At 37.9% G+C, this 8,407-nt stretch carries 6 protein-coding genes; all 6 read left to right on the plus strand.

The features are described 5' to 3' along the window. Positions 1–210 precede the first annotated feature (210 nt). The 6 genes from ACSHXM_RS19810 to ACSHXM_RS19835 all read left to right on the plus strand — a co-directional run bounded on the left by ACSHXM_RS19810 (position 211) and on the right by ACSHXM_RS19835 (position 8,153). Positions 211–1,674, plus strand: coding sequence for a glyceraldehyde-3-phosphate dehydrogenase (locus tag ACSHXM_RS19810; RefSeq protein WP_435691778.1), 1,464 nt, complete (start codon positions 211–213; stop codon positions 1,672–1,674). Between the two features lie 132 nt (positions 1,675–1,806). Then, the gene (locus ACSHXM_RS19815) at positions 1,807–2,931 is read left to right on the plus strand and encodes a M14 family metallopeptidase (protein WP_435691780.1); all 1,125 of its coding nucleotides are present in this window, start codon (positions 1,807–1,809) and stop codon (positions 2,929–2,931) included. Positions 2,932–2,989: 58 nt separating this feature from the next. Continuing rightward, positions 2,990–4,660 (plus strand): alanine/glycine:cation symporter family protein, encoded by a 1,671-nt coding sequence (locus ACSHXM_RS19820; RefSeq protein WP_435691782.1) that lies wholly within the window; start codon positions 2,990–2,992, stop codon positions 4,658–4,660. A 70-nt stretch (positions 4,661–4,730) separates the two neighbouring features. After that, on the plus strand, positions 4,731–5,057 hold the full coding sequence (locus ACSHXM_RS19825) for a hypothetical protein (protein ID WP_435691784.1): 327 nt from the start codon (positions 4,731–4,733) through the stop codon (positions 5,055–5,057). Positions 5,058–5,059: 2 nt separating this feature from the next. Further along, positions 5,060–5,353 (plus strand): YeaC family protein, encoded by a 294-nt coding sequence (locus ACSHXM_RS19830; RefSeq protein ID WP_435691786.1) that lies wholly within the window; start codon positions 5,060–5,062, stop codon positions 5,351–5,353. Next, the gene (locus ACSHXM_RS19835; protein WP_435691788.1) at positions 5,343–8,153 is read left to right on the plus strand and encodes a DUF349 domain-containing protein; all 2,811 of its coding nucleotides are present in this window, start codon (positions 5,343–5,345) and stop codon (positions 8,151–8,153) included. The genes ACSHXM_RS19830 and ACSHXM_RS19835 overlap by 11 nt, the downstream gene beginning before the upstream one ends. The last annotated feature ends 254 nt before the right edge of the window (positions 8,154–8,407 follow it).

Consider the following 8,407-nt stretch of genomic DNA (forward strand, 5'->3'; position numbering starts at 1 on the left):
GTTCTATTGTTTAGCAAATATTCTCACCCCAAAAGTTAATTAATTACAGAAAAAACTTCGGATAAGTCCACTATTTCATGGATTTCAGTAATTTTATTACAAGTTGAATTTCTTCATCAGTGCTTTAGAATGCGTAAAATACGAAATGTATTATTATTTATAAAAGTGCATATTTTATTGGGTTGTTAGGTTATGAGGTGAATGTAGACAATGAATCAAGAAATAGAGCAGGCTTTGCTTGTAAGCTGGCAAGAAAGACAAGAACTAGCAGAGCAGATGTTACCCATTATTGGTCGTTTGTATCGAAATCAATCGATCGAGATTTCAATTTATGGAAGAACTTTACTAGGCGCTAGCGCTATCGATGTTATCAAGGCACATCGCGCTGTAAGGTTGAAAGAAAAACAAAAATTAAGGTTAAGAGAAAGCTGGCCAATATTGGACGCACTGAGCAAAATGCACCTTGCGCCAACCCACATAGATTTAGGAAAGTTAGCCTACGCTTATCAATATGACCCTGTTTTTAAAGGGTTAGCTATTGACGAGTATCTAGCTAGTCAGCTATCAAGTGTGCTTGATTGTGAAGACGAACAACAGTCGCAAGATGTTGTATTGTATGGTTTTGGCAGAATTGGACGCTTATTGGCAAGATTACTTATTGAGAGGCAAGGTAGTCATAATAAGTTGAGGCTTAAAGCGATAGTGGTTAGAGGTGGTGAGCAAGGAGACTTAGAAAAACGTGCTAGTTTGTTACGACGAGACTCTGTTCATGGTCCATTTAATGGCAGTATTACTATTGATGAAGAACGACAAGCAATAAAAGCCAATGGGTCTTTTATACAAATCATTTATGCCAATAATCCAGTTGAAGTAGACTATAAACAATATGGCATTGATGACGCTATAGTTGTTGATAATACCGGGAAGTGGCGAGATGAAGCTGGGTTGAGTCAGCACTTTAAGTCAAAAGGGGTTGCTAAAGTATTATTAACAGCTCCGGGCAAAGGAGAAATTAAAAATATTGTTTATGGTGTTAATGATTCTCAAGTGGATTCATTAGACAAAATATTGTCTGCGGCTAGTTGCACGACCAATGCTATTACACCAGTACTTAAAGCAATGGATCTGAAATACGGTATCGAAAACGGACATGTGGAAACGGTGCATTCGTATACTAATGATCAAAATTTAATTGATAATTTTCACCAAGGACAACGCAGAGGTCGTAGTGCTCCTTTAAATATGGTCATAACCGAAACTGGAGCAGCTAAAGCTGTAGCAAAAGCATATCCAGGTTTGGCTGGGAAATTGACTGGAAGCGCTATTCGAGTCCCTACACCTAATGTGTCGCTGGCGATTTTAAATTTAAATTTAAATCAGGATGTGACTAAAGACCAAGTTAATGCTTATTTGAGAGACATGGCCTTGTTTTCTGAATTACAGCAACAGATCGATTATACGGCTTCAACAGAGATTGTGTCTTCAGATATCGTGGGGTCTCGAACGCCATCTGTGGTTGATTCTGAAGCGACGATTACTTCTGAAAATCGGGCAACGTTATATATTTGGTATGACAATGAGTTTGGTTATAGTTGCCAAGTGATGAAATTAATTCAACATATGGCAGGCTTGGTTGCGCCTAATTTACCTAAGTCTTACCCGCTTCAAGTTTAATGGGGTTGGTATAACCCCTTTTGTATTGAAGGGCTTTCTAACAACTTTTAGTCACTTTATCTCAAAGATCCTAGGCTAGCTCATTCTGACTGTGATAAATTAGAGTGGAATGAGTTATTAGGAAATAGCATAGTGAGAATAAGTAGTAATTTTGATAGTGGTAATATTCACGTCATTCGCGCAGAAAGCCCTCAAGATATTCAACTTAGTATACCTAAAGACAACCAATCTGAGTTCTATCAATGGTTTCACTTTAAATTAGACACAACAAGTTTCGTATCGCACCAAATATCTATCCTAGATCTAGCCAAATCAGCTTACCCTGATGGCTGGGATAATTATCAAGCCGTTGCTTCTTATGATCGTGAAGAATGGTTTAGAGTGGATACCGAATTTGATGGTGATTCGCTAACCATTCAATTCACGCCAGAATTTGAGCATGTGTATTTTGCTTATTTTGCACCTTATGGTTACGAGCGTCATTTAGATCTATTGGCTTGGTCTCAAAAGTCCATAGACTGTCAGCAGCAATATCTGGGCGCGACCCTCGATAACCGAGATATGTCTTTGTTGGTGATTGGCCAACCAGAAGCAGGTAAAAAAACGATTTGGGTCACCGCCAGACAACATCCTGGTGAAACTATGGCCCAGTGGTTAATTGAAGGTCTCTTAGAACGTTTGTTAGATGATGAAGATGGCTTGTCTCGTTTATTATTAGATAAAGCTGTGTTTTATGTGGTGCCTAATATGAATCCTGATGGTTCCTATCGTGGCCATCTTAGAACCAACGCCAACGGCATTAATTTAAATCGAGAGTGGGCTAATCCGAGTATGGAAAATAGCCCAGAAGTATTTTGGGTTAAACAAAAGATGAAACAAGTTGGTGTGGATATGTTTCTCGATGTTCACGGCGACGAAGCTTTACCCTATAACTTTGTGGCAGGTTGTGAGGGAAATCCAAATTATAATCAAACTCTAGCTGGTCTCGAAAATTCGTTCAAACAAGCATTGCAAACGGTCACGCCAGAGTTTCAAGATGTTCATGGTTATGAAAAAGACAAGCCAGGTGAAGCTAACCTTACAGTTGCGGCCAATGCAATTGGCCATGAATTTGATTGTTTATCTTACACACTAGAAATGCCGTTTAAAGATAATATCGAATTGCCTGATTCAGTTTATGGTTGGTCGCCAGCGCGCAGTAAACAACTAGGGGAAGATGTATTAGTTGCTATGCGTGCTGTGGTTGATAAGCTGTAATAATCGACAAAAATAAAATAAAGAAATAACAAAAATAAAATAAATAAAGGGGAATTAAGTGGAAGCTTTTCACGGTTTTTTAAAATTATTAGACAGTATGTTAGGTGGAGCCTGGTGGTTCCCGTATGTGTTATTGGGAACAGGTTGTTTCTTTACTATTTACCTTAAATTTCCGCAAGTTAGATATTTTAAACATGCGTGGAAAGTGGTAACAGGTAAATACGATAAGGCAGATGATCCTGGTGATACAAGTCATTTTAGAGCGTTAACTACTGCATTATCAGGGACAGTAGGAACAGGTAACATTGGTGGTGTTGCCTTCGCTATCTTTTTAGGTGGGCCTGCCGCTTTATTTTGGATGTGGGCGACTGCATTTTTTGGCATGACGACTAAGTTTGTAGAAGTAACTTTGTCACATAAATACCGTGATAAAACGCCAGACGGTTCAATGGCTGGTGGCCCCATGTATTACATGGATAAACGTCTAAATATGAAATGGTTAGCTGTGGCTTTTGCAATTGCTACGGTTATCAGCTCGTTCGGAACCGGTAACTTGCCGCAAAGTAATGGTATTGCCACCAGTATCGAAGCGACATTTGGCTTAGACCCATTAATGGTGGGTAGTGTGCTAGGTATCTTGTTAGCTTTGGTTATTTTAGGCGGCATTACACGTATTGCCGCCGTTACATCAAAAATTGTACCTTTAATGGCGTTAATTTATTTAGTCGGTGCGTTTGCTGTTATTTTTGCCAACATTGAAAATATTGGACCCGCATTTAGTTCAGTTGTTTCTGACGTGTTTACTGGGTCTGCTGCGACCGGTGGCTTCTTAGGTGCGACCATCGCTTACGCATTTAATCGCGGTGTTAACCGAGGTTTGTTTTCAAATGAAGCGGGGCAAGGTTCCGCTCCTATTGCTCATGCTGCAGCAAAAACAAAAGAGCCAGTTTCTGAAGGTATGGTGTCTATTCTAGAACCGTTTATCGATACCATCATTATTTGTACTATCACCGGGCTAGTGATCCTTTCTTCTGGTGTTTGGCAAGAAAAACACTTAAACACCTTTGATCGCTCCGACATGTATATTTTGGATGGAAACTATGCTGAGTCTAAACCGGCTGATAAAGAAGCGTTGTTTAAATTTTTTAATGGCTTAGATGATAGTGGTGTGACGGATTATAATGGTCAGATCATTGTAGAAAACGGTAAAGCGGTTAATTCTGGTTTTACTATCATAAACGCACGTTCATTTGCCGATAATGTAACCTTTTCTATAGGTGAACCCGTTGATAGTTACTCGGGTAAATTGGAAGTGGTAGACGGAAACTTAGTGAAGAAAAGCATCATAGTGCGCGGTGAATCATTGATTCATTCAGCTAGTTTGACTGCTTTAGCCTTTACTAAAGGTTTCTTTGGTGAATCGGGCAAGTATATCGTGTCTGTGGGGTTATTGTTGTTTGCTTTTTCTACGGCTATAGCTTGGTCTTATTATGGCGACCGAGCGATGACGTATTTATTAGGTCCACGTTCTGTTATGCCTTACAGAGTTGTTTACGTAGCTGGGTTTGTTTGGGCTGCTGTTTCAGATACAACCTTAGTCTGGACCTTGTCTGCAGTGGCTATAGTGGTTATGACTTTACCTAACTTGTTCGGTATTTTTTTACTACGGAAAGAAATGAAAGAGTCAGTAGATAAATATTGGCAAAAGTTTAACCAAGACAATCAATAATTGTAGTAATATTAACTTCTAATGGCGCGGCTTATTGCCGCGCTTTTCCATGTGAATTCGGAGCAAAAAAATGGCATTAGTAGATTGCCCTTCCTGTAATAAAAAAATTTCTGATAAAGCCAAAACCTGTCAACATTGTGAGTTTAGTTTTGGTGAAGCCAGTCCAGAAGATATTGCACGTAAAAGAAACCTCAATTTATACCTTAAAAAACAACAAGTTCAGACACAGTCTATGATTGCTATGTTGCTCTTTGTTGGTGGTTTTGGTTTTATGTATTGGGGGGGAGTATCAGCAGATGACTTTCAATATAAAATTGCGGTGGGAGTGTCAATCATAGGATTTGTCTGGTATTTAGTTAACCGTGTTCGTTTGGTTTTCTTGAAAAGGACAGATTAGATATGGACGTGAGTATGCTTTTACGAAACATGTCTCAGCCAGTTTATGAAAAGTTGTTGCAATCAGTAGAGACTGGAAAGTGGTTAGATGGGTCTCCATTAACCGAGCAGCAAAAAGAAACCTGTATGCAAGCTGTAATGATGTATCAAGCAAAAGTGCTTAATTCAGACCAACATATGACTGTAGGTGGTAACGGTGAAATTGTGCATAAAAGCCGAGAATCGTTTAAACAAGAACTACAGCAAAATTCTAATAATAATCAAACAATAGCGCGGTTTAAGCAGGATGATATTTAAACACCTTTTTCGTTCAAAACACCAAAATCCTAATCCTCAGGTTCGCATTCAAGCAATAGAAAAACTGAATCAGCAAGATCCAGAACAGAAGTCTATTTTACATGAGTTAGCGTTCAATGATGCCGACGTAAACGTGAGCTTGGCCGCATTACAAAAATTAGACAGTTTTGTGTTGTGGTACAAAATGGCAGAAATAGCCAAAAACGAACGCGTACAAAAACGTTCTCAAAAAATAGTTGAAGACATTTTGTTAACTGAACAAAGTGGTCAACTAGATGATGTTGAAAAACGTAAGTTTGTTTTGGAGTGTCGTGACAACCGTTTGATAGAAAAGTTATTGATGCAGAACTGGGTGCAGCAGGACACTGAGTTGACCATGCAGTTATTGCAAAAGTTAGCCAAACCAGCGATACAAGAGAAGTTATTATTCGATTGTAATAATGAAAGTTTACAATTGGCCATTGTAAGTGAGATGAAAGATGGAACTCAACAAAGGAAGTTACTCAATAAACTGATTAAAAAGAGTCAATTAACACGTGTAAAAGATACAGCCCAACAATGTTTAGATGATTGGTTACAAGCTGAGTCTCTTCCTGTTGAAATCGATAAACAAGTTAAGATGGTTCTGTCTCGTTTATTGGCGTTAAAGGAGAGCGCTGATTTACCCTTAATTAAATCTCAACAACAAACTTTAGTGGCTGAGTATCAAAAATTAAGCAGTGATTTTTATTGTTTAGCCGAAGCTAAAAGAGTCGAAATAGAACAAAAGTTTGCCGATATATCTGAAAAAATAAACAGACATGTAGAATCCTTAGAACCATTGTGGCAAGCACAATTGGCTAAAAAAGAACTACAATCCAATATTGAAAAATTACATACAAATACAAAACAGACTTTATTCAAAGTCTCAAATCAAATTCAACAGAGAATTTCTGATATTACACCGGTTGAGTTAGCTGATTTTAGCAAGGAGATCTTAGATCATATTCAAACACTGCAATTATTGACTAAACAGCTAACACCTGAAAGTCGAAATGAACATAAGAAAATAGAAAGTTTACATCAGGAATTATTGGCCTGTCAGAATACACTGGATAATTTACCTCAACTTCAAGATTCATTAAAAGTGGGCATTGAGCTAATTGCTCAGTTTGAAGACTTACCTTTACCTAATGATCAAAGTCAAATAGAAGCAGCTCAAGATTTTGCTAAGGACTTAAAGCATCAGTGGCGTGTAGCCATGTCGGATTATAAAGAGTTTATTCCAGATAATATCTCTGCCGCTTGGAACAAACGCAATGCTGAATGGCAGTCAGCAGTCAAAGAATTAAAAAACCAAGTTAGCGCAAACTTAACACGATGTAGAAATAAAATAAGAGCAATTGATAGTTTAGTTAATCAAGGTAAATTCAAAGCGGCAATGGGGCTCTATCAAAAAGTTCAAGTTTGGTTTACTGCTTTGCCAGAGAAACAACAATCTCAGCTTGAAAAGTCTTATGCTTCAGCAAAAGAACAAATTGAAAACTTACAAGATTGGCAGGAATATATAGCGGCTCCACGCAAACCAGCATTGCTTAAAGAAGTCGACGCATTGTTAGAAGCCCCTTTACCTGTGCAAGAACAAGCAAAACTCATTAAAGCTCTTAGAGCTCAATGGAACAGTTTAGGTAAATTGGACTCGGAAGCGGACGAAGCATTAAACCAGGCCTTCGATCAATCAATTGAGAAAGCGTTTGAACCATGTCGTTTACATTTTGATAAACAGCAAAAAGAACGCGAACAAAACTTAATTAGCAAACAAAATATTTTATCCAAACTCTCTGAGTTAAATGACTCCCAAGGGAGTGTCACAGAAATAGCAAAAAACCTAAGAGAGTTACAAAAAACGTGGCAAAAAATTGGTGCTGTAGATTACAAATTGCGTTCAGAAATACAAGAACAGTACCAACAATTACTCAAACCTATTACAGATAAAATTAATCAGTTTTATCAAGAAAACCAAGAGCAAAAACAAGTGTTAGTGGATAAAGCAGCTAAACTTCTAGAGCTTGAGTCTATCGATGAGGCTATCGAACAAGTTAAAGGTTTACAAGAAAAGTGGAAGTTAATCGAACACGCCGGTAGAAGAGCCGAGTCAGACTTATGGCAGGCTTTTCGCGAGGTTAACGATCAAATTTTTGCAAAACGAAATGCTGAAAATCAAGTAAGAAAAGAGCAGGTCAAACAACAAGTCGATCAGGTCAAAGAAAAGGTCGCTGAGATGGAAGCGTGTTTGGCACAGGCCCAAGATAAAACTGATGTTCAAACAGCTTTACAAGCAAAACAAGAAGTTAATGAATTGTTGGCCTTGTTGCCGCATTCTGAGCAAAAGTCCATAGTGCATCGCATACAAAAAGCCGTTGACGCTCAAAAAACAAAGTTAACCTCATTACGAGCAGCGGAAAAATTAAAACACTTTAAAGATATCAATTCCATTTTAGAAAATTGGAAGGACGACACTGATTTAACTGAGCAAGTTAGTGTTTTACCTAAAAATTGGCAAAGCTGTTTTCTAAATGTAAATGATAAAATTAACCGTAATGAAGTCTTACTAAAAATGGAAATATTGGCCGATGTTGAATCACCTAAAGAAGAGGCCGCCAATAGACAATCAATACAAATGCAATTAATGGCACAAAAACTCCAAACTGGCCAAGTCTTAGATTTGAATAGTTTGTATAAAGATTGGATAAGCGCAGGAAAACTCAGTAACAAAAGCCAATCGGATTTAACTCGAATACAGAGAATATTTTTATCCTAATGCGTTTATTACAAGGTTAAATCACTAATTTAGCCTTGTATTTGTGGGGCTTAAAGGTAATTTAAGCTATATTCAAATTGTTACACAAGCGGTTAACTATGAGCGTATGAATTGAGTAAACTCATGGGGGAATAGTGAAGTTTTATCATTGGTTTTTGTTCTGCTTAGTATTACAGATTATTATTGGGACTTTGAGCTCCAAGGCTTATGCTAAACCTCCCATTTCGAATTCCAATAAAGTCGTACTTTTTGTA

The organism is Paraglaciecola sp., from assembly GCF_051252315.1.
Taxonomy (GTDB): domain Bacteria; phylum Pseudomonadota; class Gammaproteobacteria; order Enterobacterales; family Alteromonadaceae; genus Paraglaciecola.